Source organism: Spirillospora sp. NPDC047418, assembly GCF_040643275.1.
In the GTDB taxonomy this organism is placed as follows: domain Bacteria; phylum Actinomycetota; class Actinomycetes; order Streptosporangiales; family Streptosporangiaceae; genus Spirillospora.
Genome location: NZ_JBEYTW010000068.1, coordinates 1 through 15,611 on the forward strand (window position 1 = coordinate 1; position 15,611 = coordinate 15,611).

At 73.3% G+C, this 15,611-nt stretch carries 14 protein-coding genes; 11 read left to right on the forward strand and 3 right to left on the reverse strand.

Annotated elements, in window-relative coordinates; genetic code table 11:
* Positions 1-126 precede the first annotated feature (126 nt).
* On the forward strand, positions 127-1,806 hold the full coding sequence (locus tag ABZ806_RS31855; protein WP_500221140.1) for a bis-aminopropyl spermidine synthase family protein: 1,680 nt from the start codon (positions 127-129) through the stop codon (positions 1,804-1,806).
* A 79-nt stretch (positions 1,807-1,885) separates the two neighbouring features.
* Here the strand turns inward: ABZ806_RS31855 and ABZ806_RS31860 are convergent, their stop codons facing one another.
* Positions 1,886-2,632 carry an SDR family NAD(P)-dependent oxidoreductase gene (locus tag ABZ806_RS31860; protein WP_500221141.1) on the reverse strand — a complete coding sequence of 249 codons (747 nt, stop codon included), beginning with the start codon at positions 2,630-2,632 and terminating at the stop codon, positions 1,886-1,888.
* Complete coding sequence (locus ABZ806_RS31865; RefSeq protein ID WP_500221142.1) at positions 2,632-3,327, reverse strand: SDR family NAD(P)-dependent oxidoreductase; 696 nt, start codon at positions 3,325-3,327, stop codon at positions 2,632-2,634. Before ABZ806_RS31865 ends, ABZ806_RS31860 begins: the two co-directional genes overlap by 1 nt.
* Before the next feature lie 192 nt (positions 3,328-3,519).
* Here ABZ806_RS31865 and ABZ806_RS31870 point away from each other — a divergent pair, with 192 nt between their 5' ends.
* From ABZ806_RS31870 to ABZ806_RS31915, 10 genes are all read left to right on the forward strand, one after another.
* Positions 3,520-4,560 carry a PucR family transcriptional regulator gene (locus tag ABZ806_RS31870; RefSeq protein WP_500221143.1) on the forward strand — a complete coding sequence of 347 codons (1,041 nt, stop codon included), beginning with the start codon at positions 3,520-3,522 and terminating at the stop codon, positions 4,558-4,560.
* Positions 4,561-4,788: 228 nt separating this feature from the next.
* Positions 4,789-5,601 carry an SAM-dependent methyltransferase gene (locus tag ABZ806_RS31875; RefSeq protein ID WP_500221144.1) on the forward strand — a complete coding sequence of 271 codons (813 nt, stop codon included), beginning with the start codon at positions 4,789-4,791 and terminating at the stop codon, positions 5,599-5,601.
* A 96-nt stretch (positions 5,602-5,697) separates the two neighbouring features.
* The gene (locus tag ABZ806_RS31880; RefSeq protein WP_500221145.1) at positions 5,698-6,651 is read left to right on the forward strand and encodes a helix-turn-helix domain-containing protein; all 954 of its coding nucleotides are present in this window, start codon (positions 5,698-5,700) and stop codon (positions 6,649-6,651) included.
* Positions 6,652-7,044: 393 nt separating this feature from the next.
* Positions 7,045-7,902: a squalene synthase HpnC gene (gene hpnC, locus ABZ806_RS31885; RefSeq protein WP_500221146.1), complete on the forward strand. Its 858-nt coding sequence runs from the start codon at positions 7,045-7,047 to the stop codon at positions 7,900-7,902.
* A 4-nt stretch (positions 7,903-7,906) separates the two neighbouring features.
* Positions 7,907-8,767 carry a presqualene diphosphate synthase HpnD gene (hpnD, locus tag ABZ806_RS31890; protein ID WP_500221147.1) on the forward strand — a complete coding sequence of 287 codons (861 nt, stop codon included), beginning with the start codon at positions 7,907-7,909 and terminating at the stop codon, positions 8,765-8,767.
* The gene (hpnE, locus tag ABZ806_RS31895; protein WP_500221148.1) at positions 8,764-10,140 is read left to right on the forward strand and encodes a hydroxysqualene dehydroxylase HpnE; all 1,377 of its coding nucleotides are present in this window, start codon (positions 8,764-8,766) and stop codon (positions 10,138-10,140) included. The genes hpnD and hpnE overlap by 4 nt, the downstream gene beginning before the upstream one ends.
* Positions 10,137-11,147: a polyprenyl synthetase family protein gene (locus ABZ806_RS31900; RefSeq protein ID WP_500221149.1), complete on the forward strand. Its 1,011-nt coding sequence runs from the start codon at positions 10,137-10,139 to the stop codon at positions 11,145-11,147. The genes hpnE and ABZ806_RS31900 overlap by 4 nt, the downstream gene beginning before the upstream one ends.
* Positions 11,148-11,177: 30 nt before the next feature.
* Positions 11,178-13,046 carry a squalene--hopene cyclase gene (gene shc, locus ABZ806_RS31905; RefSeq protein ID WP_500221150.1) on the forward strand — a complete coding sequence of 623 codons (1,869 nt, stop codon included), beginning with the start codon at positions 11,178-11,180 and terminating at the stop codon, positions 13,044-13,046.
* A 43-nt stretch (positions 13,047-13,089) separates the two neighbouring features.
* Entirely contained in the window at positions 13,090-14,094 is a 1,005-nt protein-coding gene (gene hpnH / locus ABZ806_RS31910; RefSeq protein ID WP_500221151.1) for an adenosyl-hopene transferase HpnH, read from the forward strand.
* A gap of 64 nt (positions 14,095-14,158) precedes the next feature.
* On the forward strand, positions 14,159-14,965 hold the full coding sequence (locus ABZ806_RS31915) for an SAM-dependent methyltransferase (RefSeq protein WP_500221152.1): 807 nt from the start codon (positions 14,159-14,161) through the stop codon (positions 14,963-14,965).
* Here ABZ806_RS31915 and ABZ806_RS31920 read toward each other — a convergent pair.
* The gene (locus ABZ806_RS31920) at positions 14,952-15,605 is read right to left on the reverse strand and encodes an NlpC/P60 family protein (protein ID WP_500221153.1); all 654 of its coding nucleotides are present in this window, start codon (positions 15,603-15,605) and stop codon (positions 14,952-14,954) included. The genes ABZ806_RS31915 and ABZ806_RS31920 overlap by 14 nt on opposite strands.
* Positions 15,606-15,611: the final 6 nt, after the last annotated feature.

A 15,611-nucleotide genomic window follows, 5' to 3' on the forward strand; every position in this document is an offset into this window, starting at 1 on the left:
GTTGTTGTTTTCGACGCGCTCAAAACAACAACACGCCGCAGATCAACGAGGTGGGGGGCGGGGGGCTCTGTGCGGGTCGTAGGATCGGGGGCCGAGCGTTTTCGATCCTGCGGAGCAAGGCGACCCATGACGAATGCCGAGCAGGATCCGCTGGTGGACGTTCGTGTGCTGCGGGCCGAGTTCGGCATCGATGCCCGGCGCGTCGACCAGATCGGCCGTCTTCTGCTTGGCGGCGCATTCCGGACCGTCGAGGAGGTCGTCGCCGCCACAGGGACGTCGCGGCGGACGGTCGAAGCCGTCTTCCGGGCCCTGGAGCCGGACCTCGAATCGTCCGGGGACGGCAGGCGCATCGCGGAGTGGGCCGCCGGTAAATACGGCGACGTGTTCGATGAGCGGGAGCCCTTCGGCGCCCGGGACGTGTGGACGCAGGCGGCGCGCCGCGACCCGGCCGTCCTCGCGGCGGTGGCCGGGCTGATCGGCGCGGCGCCGCCGCCCGTCCAGGCGCTCGACCATGTGCCCGCCACCGCCGAGACCGTGGTCAAGCGGGCCCGGTTCATGCTCGACGGCTTCGATCTGGCGGGCGCGCACGTGCTCTTCGTCGGCGACCACGACCTCACGTCGCTGGGCCTGTTCGCGGCCGGCGGGGCTCCCGGGCTGCGGGCGAGCGTGGTGGACGTCGACGAGCGGCTGCTGGAGTTCATCGACGGCGAGGCGGCGCGGCGGGGCTGGGACGTGCGCTGCCACTTCGCCGACCTGCGGCTCGGGCTGCCCGCCGCGCTCCGGGAGTCCGCCGATCTGGTGCTCACCGACCCGCCGTACACGCCGGAGGGCGTCCAGTTGTTCGTCGCGCGCGGGCTGCAGGGGATGGCCGACCAGCACAACGGGCGGGTCCTGCTGGCCTACGGGTTCGGCGAGCGGCAGCCGGCGCTCGGGCTCGCCGTCCAGAAGGCGCTCAACCCGCTGCATCTCGCCTACGAGGCGATGCTGCCCGGCTTCAACCGGTACGTGGGCGCGCAGGCCGTCGGCAGCGCGGCGGCGCTGTACGTGCTGCGCCCCACCCGGCGGACGTCCGCCGCCGCCCGCGCCGCAGCGGACGACGCCCGGACCGCCCTGTACACCCACGGCGCCCAGTCGGTGGAGGCCGCCGGCGGCCTGGACGGCGAGGCCGCCGCCCGGGTCCTCGGCATCGGCGCGGGGGAGAAGCCGCTGCTGGTGGGCGACGGCTGGCCCGCGGACGCCCCCGGCCGGCGGATCGGGCTGCCCGCCTTCCTGGGCGCGCCGCTGCCCCGCAACCTGCAGGACCACGACACCGTCCTGGTCGACCTGTACCCGGGTTTCGGGGCGTCGGCGGTCCGGGCGCTGCTCGCCGCGAACGCGCCGCGGGCCGTCCTCGTGTGCCGCAACGACCTGCCGTTCCTCAGGGACGCGGAGGGGCAGCGGGAGTTCGCCCGCCTCATCGGGCCCAAGTACCGGATCGACCGGTTCCTGCGCGGCACGCCCGGCCCCGGCCAGGCCGTGGTCCTCGCGGAGCGGACGCGGCCGGACGATCTGTCCGCCACCGACCGGGTCCTCGGGTTCATGTACGGGCGGTCGCACGGGAAGCTCGGCAACGGGTGGCGGGAAGGGCTCATCGCGCTGCGGAAGGCCGCCGGGCGGACGCTCACCAAGGGCGAGGCCCGCGCCGCCGTCGAGGCGGCCGCGACCCGTCCCGAACTGCTGGACGGGCCGCCGATGGACCTGCCGGCGCACCTGTTCGCCGTCCTCGAAGCGGACGTCGGACGCTCGATCGCGGCCCTGCCCGGCTGAGTCGCGGACGGCTCGGGCGCGGGTCAGGCGCGGACGGCTCGGGCGCGGACGGCTCGGGCGCGGGCGGCTCGGGCGCGGGTCAGGCGCGGGTCCGGTTCGTCCCGCCGTCGGCGTGCAGGACCTGCCCGACGAGCGTCGGCATCCGCTCGTCGGCGAGGAACGCCACCGTCGCCGCGATCTCCGCGGGCGTCGCGATGCGGCCGAGCGGGACCCGGGCGGTCTGCCGGGCGCGGAACTCCTCGGCCGTCATCCCGGCGGCCTGCGCGCGCTCCGCCAGCCGCTTGGTGTCGATCACGCTCGGCGCGATCGCGTTCACCGCGATGCCGAGCGGCCCGAGCTCCCGGCCGAGCGACTTGGTCAGCGCGACGATCCCGGCCTTGGCCGCCGAGGTGGCGGTGGCGCCCTGGAGGCCGGTCAGGCCGCCCTCCGACGCGATCAGCACCATCCGGCCGCCGCCGCGCTCCACCATCCCCGGCATGACGGCCTGCGCGCACGCGAACGCCCCGCCGAGGTCGATGTCGATGACCCGCCACCAGTCGTCCAGGTCGTGCTCGGCGAACGGGGCCGTCGCCAGCCGGGTGGCGCCGGCGACGAGGATCCCGACGTTCCCGCCCGCGCGCTGCTCGACCTCCGCGACCATCGTCGCCACGGCCTCCGGATCGGCGACGTCCGCGGGCGCGGCGACGCCGTCCAGCTCGCGGGCGAAGTCGGACAGGTCCCGGCTCGGGCGGTCGTTCACGGCGACCCGGTGACCGTCGGCGGCCAGCCGCCGCGCGACCGCGGAGCCGAGGCCGCCGCCCGCCCCGGTGACCAGCGCGATCGCCATCAGATCACCATCCCGGAGTTGGGCGAGAGGACCTCGCCGGTGCAGAACGTCGCCTCCTCCACCAGGTAGGCGGCGGCGAACGCCACCTCCTCCGCGGAGGTGAGCCGCCCCGTCGGCAGCGTCTGCAGGAAGGCGGGCCGGCGCCACGGCGAGTCCGGTGGCAGCATCGGCGTGTCGGTCGGGCCGGGCGCCACCGCGTTCACCCGCACGCCGGAGGGCGCCAGCTCGGCCGCCAGCGACCGGACGAGCCCGAGCACCGCGCCCTTGGCCGCCACATAGTGCGCCTCGCCGTCCCCGCCGCCGATGGCCAGGTCGGACGAGACGGCGACCACGGTGCCGCCGCCCCGCTCCACCATGCCCGGCGTGACGGCCCGGCACACGTTCAGCACGCCGCCGAGGTGTACCCGCAGCATCCGCAGCCAGTCCGGCCAGGCGATGTCGGACACCGGGACGATCGTGTAGTGCCCGGCCGCGCACAGCGCCGCCTCGATCGGGCCCATCTCCCGCTCGATCCGCCGGACGGCCGCGTGCACCTGCTCCGGGACGGCCACGTCCACGCCCACCGAGTGGTCGGCGTCCGGCGCCGGGACGAGATCCAGGCCCGCCGTCGTCCAGCCGCGCCCGGCCAGCTCGCGCACCGTCGCGCCGCCGATCCCGCCGGCCGCGCCGGTGACGAGTGCGACTCGCTCGCGCATCCGATCACCCCGAAAATCGATCCGAAGTTCCAGACAAACCCGACATAAGCGCAGCCAGCAAGGGGTTCGGCGTTCTGTTGTCCGAATGCACCGCGCCACGCCCGGACCGTGGTGCCCTTCTCCAAAGCATGGTTCTCCCAAAACACGGTCACGGGCAGTGGGACCGCCGCGCCGGAGTGAGAGGGTGAAGCTGTGAGCAGCGATCCCGCGGTGCCGCAGCACACCGTCCGGCAGCTCCTGGAGGTGGCGCGCTTCAGGCTGCGCCTGGTCGCGGGCGAGGCCGGCCTCGACCGGCCGCTCCGCTGGGCGCACTCCAGCGAGCTGCCCGATCCCTCGCCCCACCTGCGCGGCCACGAGATCATCCTGACGGTCGGCGCGTCCCTGGGCGACCCGGGCGCCTGCGCCGCGTTCGCCGAGTCGGTGAAGGCCGGCCGGGCGAGCGCGATCGGCTACGGCGTCGGCGACGTGACCGCCGAGGTCCCGGTGGAGCTGGTGGAGGCGTGCGAGCGCCTCGGCCTGCCGCTGCTGGAGGTGCCGTCCGAGGTGCCGTTCCTCGGCTTCACCGAGTGGTTCGCCGAGCGGCTCGCCTCCACCGCCGACGAGCGGCACGAGCGGGAGGAGACCGGGCGGCTGCTGCGCATGGTGCAGCAGGGCCTGGCGTCCCCCGAGGCGGTCCGCGAGCGGATCGACGACGCCGGGCTCGACCCGGCGGCCCTGCTGGTCATCGCGATGGACGGCGTGGAGGAGGACCTGCCGGGCGTCCTCGGCCTGGACGGCGACATCGCGCTGCTCATCACCAACGACGCGCACGCCTGGAGCGAGCCCGCCGGCGTCGGCAGCCCCGGGCCGCTCGACCACCTGCCGGTGTCGCTCACCGAGAGCCTCTCCGCGCTGGACTCCGCGCGCCGCGGCGGCGGGGTCGTGCACGCCTCCGACCTCGCCACCTTCGAGGCGCTGCTCGGCCGGCTCGACACCGAGCAGCTGGCCCCGTTCGCCGACCAGATCGCCCGCCCGCTGAACGAGTACGACAAGGCGCACGGCACCCGGCTGGCCGAGACGCTCCGCACCTTCCTCGACATGGGCGGCGCGGTCGGCGCCACGTCCCGCGCCCTGTACCTGCACCCGAACACCCTCCGGCACCGCCTCGCCCGCATCGAGGCCCTCACCGGCCGCGACCCCCTCCAGTTCGAGGACCGCGTGGCCCTGGCCATAGCCGTCTGGACCACCCGCTGAGCCCGCTCCCCGAGCGGGACGCGCAATAGCCTCTTCGATCACTTCCGGCGCCGTAATCACAGCCGTGTACAGCCGTGTACAGCCGTGTACTCGGCCCGTGTCGCGAATAATGTCCCGAACGGTAATGCGGGCAAGACCGAATTTCGCGTTTCTAGGCGTCTGGACGGCGGCGGGTCTAGGTTTGCGGGAGACATGCCGGAGCCGTATCCCGGAAGGAGCCCCCCACCGATGACGGATGCCAGCGGCGGCCAGGACCGAGGGCCGGAAGCGAAGATCAACACCGATGTTCCGCAGTCCGCCCGGATCTGGAACTACTGGCTCGGCGGCACCGACAACTACGAGATCGACCGGATCGCCGGCGACCAGTACGTTTCGCTCTATCCCGGAATCGTGCCGATCGCGCGCGCGGGACGCTACTTCATGGACCGCGCGATCAAATACCTCGTTCTCGAACGCGGCATCCGCCAGTTCATGGACTGCGGCACCGGCCTCCCCACCGTCGACAACACCCACGAGATGGCGCAGCGGGCCGCGCCCGGCGCACGGGTCGTCTACGTCGACAACGACCCGCTCGTCCTCGCCCACGCGCGCGCCCTCATGACGGGCACCGCCGAGGGCCGGACGTCCTACATCGACTGCGACCTGCACGACCCCAAGACGATCATGGCGAGGGCGTCGGAGATCCTCGACCTGTCGCAGCCGGTCGGGCTGCTGCTGATCGGGGTCCTCGGGCACATCACCGAGCCCGGCGAGGCGTACGGCGTCGTGCGCGGGCTGCTGGAGCCGCTGGCGTCCGGGAGCTTCCTGATCCTGCACGACTCCACGGACCAGAACGAGGCGTTCAACGCGGCGCAGGCCGCCTACGACGCGACCGGCGCCATCCCGTTCCGGCTGCGGAGCCCCGCGTTCATCCGGGAGTACTTCGACGGGCTGCAGATCGAGGAGCCCGGACTCGTCACCAGCGGCGCGTGGCGGCCCGAGGTCGAGGGGATGGACGCCGAAGATCTTCCGACCCTGTGCGCGGTGGCGCGGAAACCCTGACGCGAAGGCGAGGTCGCGCAGCGTCTCCTTCCCGCCGCGCTACGTGAAGCTATAGTGAGGACGGTCGTCCAGCGATCCCCCCGACGAGGGGTCCCCTTGGCCTCCGTCACGAGTAGCGGCGTCACGACCAGCGGCGCCACGAGCATCGACGGCGGGCGGCCGGCGCGCAGCCGGCCCGCCCGCGCCCGGCGCGGCGGCGACGCGCGCCCGCACGGGGACCCGCTCGTCCCCCGGATGCTGCTCGCCCGGCGGCTGCGCGAGCTGCGGGAGCGGGCCGCGCTGTCCCGGCGGGACGCCGGGCGGATCGTGCACGGCTCCGAGTCCAAGATCGCCAGGCTGGAGCAGGGCCGGGTCGGCAGCAGGCCGCGCGAGGTCGCCCGGCTGCTGGACCGCTACGGCGCCGACGGCGACGAGCGCAGCACCCTGCTCGCCCTCGCCGAGCAGACGACCGCCCGCGCCTGGTGGCACGACGACGGCGACATCGTCGCGCCCTGGGTGCGGCCGTACCTGAGCGCCGAGCAGGCCGCCAAGCTCGTCCGCACCTTCGAGGCCCAGTTCGTGCCCGGCCTGCTCCAGACCGAGGACTACGCCCGCGCACTGATCCGGCGCGTCAACCCCGAGGACGAGGTCGAGCGGCGGGTGGAGTTCCGGATGCGGCGCCAGCGGGTGCTGCGCCGCCGGCCGCGCCCGGTCAACCTGTGGGTCGTGCTCGACGAGCAGGCGCTGTGGCGCCCGATCGGCGACGCCGCGACGATGCGCGGCCAGCTCCGGCACATCGTCGAGATGTGCCGGCGGCCGAACGTCACCGTCCAGATCGCGCCGTTCGGCATCTGCGGCCGGGTCGCGGGGGACGGGCCGCTCACCCTCGTCCGGTTCCCGCAGCAGGGGCTGCCCGACATGGTGTACCTCGAGCGCGCCGACACCGCGGAGTACCCGGTCCGGCGCGCGGAGATCGAGCGGCACTGGCACGTCTTCAACACGCTGGTGACCGAGGCCGCGCCGCCCGAGCGCACCCCGCGGCTGCTCGCCCGGATGCTCGCGACGTTCTGACCCGCGCGGCCGGCCCGGCGGTCGACCCGCGCTGCCGACCTGCGCGGTCGACCTGCGCGGCCTTTCGCCCGATTTCCGCCGGGCGCCCACCGGGATGAGACCCGGGTCTCAGATAAATGAGCCTCCGGGTTAGACGCAAGACTCACCACGAGTCCCATATAACGAAATGGGAAAATTTCCTGACCAGCGGTCATCCGCGGGCGGGACGATCACATATTCCCGGCTGACCGCTTCCGGCCTGTCTCGGCAAATCTGGGTTATCCAGGAGGGTCGTCGGCGCGGTTTCGGGGAGGTACGTCACAGGGGCCTCACGATGGGCCATGTTTACCGGGCCTTCGCCCGGATATCGGGCATCGATGACACCCCGCGCCGCCGCCGCCCCGAAGGAATGCCATGTCCGTCAGCGAGCGATTGTGGAACGAGGCCGAGGAACGCCGCACCCGGCTCGAACTCCAGTCCGGGGAGAACTTCCCCGTCGCGACCCGCCTTCTCCCCGCCCGCCACCGCGAGCATTTGCTGAACGTCTACGGCTACGCCCGGCTCGTGGACGACATCGGTGACGAGGCACCGCCGGACCAGCGCGCCGGGCTGCTCGACCTGGTGGAGGGCGACCTCGACCGCGTCTACGCCGGGGACCGGCCGGAACTGCCCGTCCTGCGCGACCTGTCCCGCACCATCACCGCGTGCCGGATCCCGGCGGAGCCGTTCCGCCGCCTCCTGGAGGCCAACCGCCGCGACCAGGAGGTCACCCGGTACGCGACCTTCGACGACCTGCTCGGCTACTGCGCCTACTCCGCCGACCCGGTCGGGCACATCGTCCTGCACGTGTTCGGCGCCGCCACGCCCGACCGGCTCCGGCTGTCGGACCGGGTGTGCACCGCGCTGCAGATCATCGAGCACTGCCAGGACGTCGGGGAGGACCACCGCAACGGCCGGATCTACCTGCCGGGGGACGACCTCAGGCGGTTCGGCTGCACCGAGGACGACCTGGCCGCGACGACCACGCCGACCCGGCTGCGCGGCGTCGTCGCCCTCCAGGCCAAGCGGGCGGGAGGGCTGCTGGCGGAGGGCGCCGCCCTCACCGGCCGGCTCCGCGGATTCGCCCGCGTCGCCGTCGCCGGGTACGTCGCGGGCGGCCTGGCCGCCCTCGCCGCACTGGACCGCGGCGCCTACGACGTCCTCGGGACCCCGCCACGGCCGAGGAAGGCGCGACTGCTCGCCGAGTGGTCGCGGACTCTGGGAAGGAGATGAGGGGATGGACGCTCCCAGCGCCTACCGGCACTGCGAGGACATCGTGCGCTCGCAGGCGCGCAACTTCTCGTACGGGATCAGGCTGCTTCCCGCACCGAAGCGGCGCGCGCTCAGCGCCGTCTACGCGTTCGCCCGCCGCATCGACGACATCGGCGACGACCACGGCGCGCCGCCCGCGACCCGGTTGGCCAGGCTCGGGGACGAGCGCGAGCGCCTCGCCGAGGCCGGCGCGCACCCGTCCGACCCGGTGCTCGTCGCGCTGTCGGACGCCGCGCACCGCTACCCGATCCCGCTGGAGGCGTTCGGCGAGCTGATCGACGGCTGCGAGGCCGACGTCCGCGGCGCGACCTACGACACCTTCGATGACCTGCTCTGGTACTGCCGGTGCGTCGCCGGCGCGATCGGCCGGCTGTCGCTCGGGGTGTTCGGTACCTCCGACCCGGACACGGCCGTCCCCCGCGCGGACGCGCTCGGCGTCGCGCTCCAGCTGACCAACATCCTGCGGGACGTCCGGGAGGACGGCCTGAGCGGCCGCGCGTACCTGCCCGCCAAGGACCTCGTGAAGTTCGGCGTCACGCTGAAGCGCGACGGCTCCGGCCGGCTGCTCGACGATCCGGAGCGGCTGGCGGGCCTCATCCGGTTCGAGGCGGACCGGGCCGAGGAGTGGTACGGGACGGGGCTGCGGCTGCTGCCCATGCTGGACCGGCGCAGCGCCGCGTGCGCCGGGGCGATGGCGGGCATCTACCGGCAGCTGCTGAAGCGCATCAAGGCCGACCCGCTCACCGCGCTCGACACCCGCACGTCCCTCCCGGCCTGGGAGAAGGCGGCCGTGTCGGCGATGGCGATGTCGGGAGTCCGCCGATGACGAGCGCGGCCCGGCCTTCGGGGGAGGTCGCCGTCGTCGGCGGCGGCCTCGCCGGCATCACGACGGCGCTGGCGCTCCAGGAGACCGGGATACGGGCGACGGTCTACGAGGCGCGCCCGCGGCTCGGCGGCGCCACGCACTCCTTCACCCGCGGCGGGCTGACCGTCGACAACGGGCAGCACATCTTCCTGAAGTGCTGCGCGGCGTACCGGGGGCTGCTCGGCAGGCTGGGCGCGGCGGACCGGGTCCGCGTCCAGGACCGCTTCGACGTCCGCGTCCTCACCCCGCACGGGCCCGGCGGGCGGCTGCGCCGCGCCAAGGCCCCCGGCCCGCTGCACCTGCTGCCCGCGCTCGCCGGCTACCGGCTGCTGTCGCCCGCCGACCGGCTGCGGGCCGTCCGCGCGTCGCTCGCGCTCGACCGGCTCGACCCGGACGACCCGGCGCTCGACCGGTCCAGCATGGGCGGCTGGCTCGCCGGCCACGGCCAGCGGCCGCAGGCCCGCGACGCGCTGTGGGACCTGTTCGTCACCGCCGCGCTCAACATGCGGCTGGACGAGGCGGCACTCGGCCCGGCCGCGATGGTCTGCCAGACCGCGCTCCTCGGCCGCTCCGACGCCGCCGACATCGGCGTGCCCGCGATCCCGCTCGGCGACCTGCACGGCACGATCGCCGCCGCGGAGATCGAGCGGGGCGGCGGGCGGATCGAACTCGGCGCGAAGGTCTCGGCGATCGACGCCGGGCCGAAGCTCGTCGTCAACGGCTCCCCGGTGAGCGCGGACGCCGTCGTGGTCGCGGTGCCGCACCGGCAGGCGTCGTCGCTCGTCCCCGCGGAGGCGTCCCCGGACCGGGAGAGATGGGACGGCCTCGGGTCCAGCCCCATCGTCAACGTCCACGTCGTCTACGACCGGCCCGTCCTGCGCGTCGACGGCAGGGACGAGCCGTTCGTCGCGGCGGTCGACTCGCCCGTGCAGTGGGTGTTCGACCGCACCGAGGTCAGCGGCCTGTCCGGCGGCGGCCAGTACCTCGCGGTGTCGGTGTCGGCGGCCGACCGCTGGATCGACACGCCGTCCGCCGAGCTGCGCGAGGTGTACCTCGCCGAACTGGAGCGGCTGTTCCCGGCCGCCCGCCGCGCCCGCGTCACCGACTTCTTCGTGACGCGGGAACGGCACGCCACATTCCGTCAGAGCCCCGGCAGCGGCGCGCTGCGCCCCGCGTCCGCGACCCGGCTGCCGTGGCTGTTCCTCGCCGGCGCGTGGACGGACACGGGCTGGCCCGACACGATGGAGGGAGCCGTGCGAAGCGGCCTCACCGCCGCCCGCCTCGTCCGGCGGCACCTGCAGCAGGTGCGGACCGACGGGGTGAGCGGCCGATGACCACCATTCCGCACTCGATGACCGACGGGCGCGCGCTCGTCGACGAGGCGATGCGCACGTCCGCGGACCGGCTCGACCCGTGGACCCGCCGCGTCGTCGCCTACCACCTCGGCTGGACCGACGAGCACGGCCTGCCGGCGAAGGCGGGCGGGAAGGCGCTGCGGCCCGCGCTGGCGCTGCTGTCGGCCCGCGCCGCCGGCGCGTCCTACGAGACGGCGCTGCCCGGCGCGGTCGCCGTCGAGTTCGTACACGCGTTCTCGCTGCTGCACGACGACATCATGGACGGCGACCGGACCCGCCGGCACCGGCCCGCCGCGTGGACGGTGTTCGGCCCGTCCGCCGCCATCCTCGGCGGCGACGCGCTGCTCGCGCTGTCGGAGGAGCTGCTGCTCGACCAGCACACCCGGGGCGCGCACTGGGCGGCCCGCGCCCTGGCCGCCGCCACGCAGCGGCTCATCTCCGGGCAGGCGTCCGACCTCGGGTTCGAGCAGCTCGCCGAGGTGTCCCTCGACGAGTGCGTCGCGATGGCCGCCGACAAGACCGGCGCACTCCTGGCCTGCGCCTGCTCGATCGGCGCGATGCTCGGCGAGGGGCCGACCGAGCTCGTCACCGAGCTGACCGGGTTCGGCGCCGAGATGGGCCTCGCGTTCCAGCTCGTGGACGACCTGCTCGGCATCTGGGGCAGCCCGGACGTCACCGGCAAGCCCGTCCTGTCCGACCTGCGGGCCCGGAAGAAGTCGCTGCCCGTGGTGTACGCGCTGAACGCGGGGACCGCGGACTCCGCGCGCCTCGCCGAGCTGTACCGCGCGCCGGACCCGCCGTCCGAGGACGTCCTGCGCGAGATGGCGCGGCTCGTCGACGCGGCCGGCGGCAGGGACTGGGCCGCCGCCGAGGCCGACCGCCGCATCGAGACCGCCGAGCGGCACCTCGACCGGTCCGGGATGGACGGCCTCGTGGCCGCCGAGTTCCGGGACATCGCCCTGTTCGTCACCTCCCGGGACCACTGACCCGGCCACGCGCGAGAAGGAGACCGCTGCATGACCACGACGGAAGAGGCGCCGGGGCTCACCGGCGCGGCGGCCGGCGCGCTCGACGCGGCCCGCGCCCATCTGCTCGGCCGCCAGTCGCCGGAGGGCTGGTGGAAGGCCGAGCTGGAGACCAACGTCACCATGGACGCCGAGGACCTGCTGCTCCGCCAGTTCCTCGGCATCCGCACCGAGGAGGAGACGGCGGAGGCGGCGCGCTGGATCCGCGCGCAGCAGCGCCCCGACGGGACGTGGGCGAACTTCCACGGCGGCCCCGCCGACCTGTCCACCACGATCGAGGCGTACGTCGCGCTGCGGCTCGCCGGCGACCCCGCGGACGCCGGCCACATGCTCGCCGCCGCCAAGTACGCGCGGGACGCGGGCGGCATCGAGGGCAGCCGGGTGTTCACCCGGATCTGGCTGGCGCTGTTCGGGCAGTGGTCGTGGGACGACCTGCCGGTGATGCCGCCGGAGCTGATGTTCCTGCCGAGCCGGGTGCCGCTGAACGTGTACGACTGGGCGTGCTGGGCGCGGCAGACGATCGTTCCGCTGACGATCCTCGGGTCGTTGCGCCCGGCCCGGTCGCTGCCGGTCGACCTGGCCGAACTGCGCGCCGGCGCCGTCCCGCCGGACGGTGCCAGGGGCTGGGGGCGGGCCTTCAACGCGCTCGACCGCGCCCTGCACGTGTACGAGCGGGCGCCGGTGCGGCCGCTGCGCCGGGCCGCGCTGCGCCGCGCCGCCGACTGGATCATCGCCCGGCAGGAGGCCGACGGCTGCTGGGGCGGGATCCAGCCGCCCTGGGTGTACTCGCTGATGGCGCTGCACGTCCTCGGCTACGGCCTCGACCACCCGGTCATCAAGCGCGGCCTGGACGGATTGGAGCGGTTCACGATCCGGGACGAGAAGGGCCGCCGGCTGGAGGCGTGCCAGTCGCCGGTCTGGGACACCGTCCTCGCCATGAACGCCCTCGGCGACGCCGGCTCCGCCCCCGACGACCCCGCGCTGCTGCGCGCGGCGCACTGGATCGTCGGCGAGGAGGTCACGGGCCTCGGGGACTGGGCGGTGCGCCGGCCGGACCTGCCGCCGGGCGGGTGGGCGTTCGAGTTCGACAACGACGTCTACCCCGACACCGACGACACCGCCGAGGCGATCCTGGCGCTGCGCAAGGTGGCGCTGCCGGAGGCGGAGGCGCCGATCGAGCGGGCGATCCGGTGGCTGAACGGCATGGCGTCGCGGGACGGCGGCTTCGGCGCGTTCGACGCCGACAACACCCGCGAACTGTGCACCAAGCTGCCGTTCTGCGACTTCGGCGCCGTCATCGACCCGCCGTCCGCGGACGTCACCGCGCACGTCGTCGAGGCGCTGTCCAAGGAGGGCCTCGCCGAGTCGACGGTGGTGAAGCGGGCCGTCGTGTGGCTGCTGAAGGCGCAGGAGGCGGACGGCTCCTGGTTCGGGCGCTGGGGAGCCAACCACGTGTACGGGACGGGCGGCGTGGTGCCGGCGCTGATCGCCGCCGGGGTCCGTCCGGAGAAGCCGGCGATCCGGCGCGCCGTGGCGTGGCTGGAGGAGCACCAGAACTCCGACGGCGGCTGGGGCGAGGACCTGCGCTCCTACGACGACCCGGCCTGGATCGGGCGGGGCGAGTCGACCCCGTCGCAGACGGCGTGGGCGCTGCTGGCGCTGCTGGCCGCCGGTGAGCGGTCCGCCTCCGTCGACGCCGGCGTCCGGTGGCTGGTGGAGAACCAGCGCCCGGACGGGAACTGGGACGAGGACCAGTTCACCGGCACCGGGTTCCCCGGCGACTTCTACATCAACTACCACCTGTACCGGCTGGTGTTCCCGATCAGCGCCCTGGGCCGCTACCTGGAAGGTGCCGCATGACGCGGCCCACCGTATTCACCCTGTCAGAGGAGGTCCGAACACAATGAGCATGCCCCTTCGCCAGAGCCTTCGTATCGGGAGCTATATCCTCCGCAACAAGATGCGCGGCAGGGAGAAGTTCCCTCTGATCGTGGAACTGGAGCCGCTTTTCGCGTGCAATCTGTCCTGCGCGGGCTGCGGAAAGATCCAGCACCCCGCCGACACGCTGAAAAGGCGCATGCCCGTCGAGCAGGCCGTCGCCGCGATCGAGGAATGCGGCGCGCCGATGGTCTCCATCGCGGGCGGCGAGCCGCTTATGCACCCGAAGATCCACGAGATCGTGAACGAGCTCGTGAAGCGCAAGAAGTTCGTCTTCCTGTGCACGAACGCGGTGCTCATTCCGCGGCATATCGACAAGTTCAAGCCGTCGCCGTACTTCGCGTGGGCCGTGCACATCGACGGCCTCCGGGAACGGCACGACGAGTCGGTCTGCAAGGAGGGCGTCTTCGACGACGCGGTCGCCGCCGTCAAGGAGTGCAAGCGGCGCGGCTTCCGGGTCACCACCAACACGACGATCTTCAATACGGACACCCCGCAGAGCGTCATCGACGTCATGAACTACCTCAATGACGATCTGCGGGTCGACGAGATGATGATCTCGCCGGGGTACGCCTACGACAAGGCGCCCGACCAGGAGCACTTCCTCGGCGTCCAGGAGACCCGCGAACTGTTCAGCAAGGCGTTCGCGGACGGGAACCGCAAGCGGTGGCGCCTCAACCACTCGCCGCTGTTCCTGGACTTCCTGGAGGGCAAGGTCGACTTCCCCTGCACGGCGTGGGCGATCCCGTCCTACTCGCTGTTCGGGTGGCAGCGTCCCTGCTACCTGATGTCGGACGGCTACACCCAGTCCTACAAGGAACTCCTGGAGGAGACCGACTGGGAGTCCTACGGCCGGGGCCGCGACCCGCGCTGCGCGAACTGCATGGCGCACTGCGGCTACGAGCCCACGGCGGTCATGGCCACGGTCGGCTCGCTGAAGGAGTCCCTGCGGGCCATGCGCGACACCTGACCGGAACGCCCGGAGAGTCGGGTTTTCACCCACTCTCCGGGCGCCGATGATCTACCATCCGGTCATGGCGGACGAGTGGCCCCCGGCCGAACTTGACTTCGACAAGCCCACCATCGCGCGCGCCTACGACGCGCTCCTCGGCGGCAAGGACAACTTCGCCGCCGACCGCGCCCTGGCCGACCAGACGGCCGAGCTGATCCCCGGCCTGCGCGAATCCGCGGTCGAGAACCGCAAGGTCCTCGTCCGCGGCGTCCGCTACCTGGCGCGCGAGGCCGGCATGGACCAGTTCCTCGACCTCGGCAGCGGGCTGCCCACCCTGGAGAACACCCATGAGGTGGCCCAGCGCGAGAACCCCGGGGCCCGGGTCGTCTACGTCGACATCGACCCTCTGGTCGCCGTCCACGGCCGCGCGCTGCTGGCCAGCAACGACGCCACGAGGGTGATGACCGGCGACGTCCGCGACCCGGCGGCCGTGCTGGCGGACCCCGCCGTCGAGGGCTTCCTCGACTTCTCCCGCCCGGCCGTGGTCATGATGGTCGGGATGCTGCACTACCTCTCCCCGGACGTCGTCGACGGCGTCGTCTCCGCCTACCGCGACGTCCTGGTCCCGGGCAGCCACCTCTTCATGACGTCCCTCGTGGACACGGGCCTGCCCCAGCAGCAGGAGCTGGCCCGCATCACACGTGAGAACCTCGAAGAGGGGTGGGCGCGCACGCCCGCCGAGGTCGAGGCCCAGTTCGGTGACTTCGAACTGGTCGACCCCGGCGTGACGTACACGGCCCTGTGGCGTCCCGACACTCCCGTCGACCCGGACGACCTCGCTCCGGGCGAGCAGCTGGGAGTGGCCGGGATCGCCCTCAGGCGTCGCTGAGCTTGACCGGCCGGTAGGCCTTGTACTCGCTGCCGGACGACAGGCCGTAGTCGCGCGTCCGGTAGTCGGTGCCGTAGCGGCCCCGCTGCTCGTACGCCCAGTACGACGTGTGCCGGCTGTTGGCCCACTTCTCGAAGATGACGACGTGCCTCGTCGTGTTGGTGCCCTCGGCGTCCATGACGAGGTCGCCCTTCTTCAACTCGGACATCGAGATGCGCTCGGTGAACCGCGAGGACGTCAGCCCGACCGTGTTCGGTCCCGGCTTCGGCAGCCCCAGCGTCATGGCGACGAAGCCGGAGCAGTCGGTCCGGTAGCCCTCGTGGTAGTCGGACTGGCTGTAGCGCACCCGCTGGTCGCTGTGCGGGTTCCAGGTCTTGGCCCGCGAGATGACCTGCGACCGTTCGTCCGGGTCGGACTTGGCGGAGTCTGGCTTGTCGGACTTTCTGGATTCGCTGGGGTCGGCCGCCCGCGGCTTCGGGACGGTGTGGACGGCGGTGACCGATGTGCCGGTCTCCTCTGGTGACTTCGCCGCCTGGACGGTCGTGGCGGCCACGCCGAACACGGCGAGACCGATCAGTGCGCCGTTGGCGCGGGGGCTCAGCCCGAACGGACCCGGGCGTTTGCTGTGCTTGCCTTTCAAGGGGGG